Genomic DNA, 212 nt, shown 5'->3' on the forward strand with positions numbered 1-212 from the left:
GACCCGTACGGCGCACCCGGTGAGCGCCTCTACCGCACCGGCGACTTGGTGCGCTGGCGTCGCGCCGGGACCGCGCCGGTGGTGGAATACGTGGGCCGCAACGACTTCCAAGTGAAAGTGCGCGGCTTCCGCATCGAACTCGGTGAGATCGACGCCGCGCTGGCGGCGCAGCCCGAGGTCGGCTTCGCGGTGACGCTCGGGCGTGCAACCCT

At 71.2% G+C, this 212-nt stretch carries 1 protein-coding gene; it reads left to right on the top strand.

Annotation, left to right across the window (positions count from 1 at the left end; translation table 11 throughout):
• The coding region (locus ON29_RS06175; RefSeq protein ID WP_040865184.1) for an AMP-binding protein at positions 1–212 on the top strand (212 nt) is incomplete at both ends.

The organism is Nocardia exalbida NBRC 100660, assembly GCF_000308575.1.
GTDB lineage: Bacteria > Actinomycetota > Actinomycetes > Mycobacteriales > Mycobacteriaceae > Nocardia > Nocardia exalbida.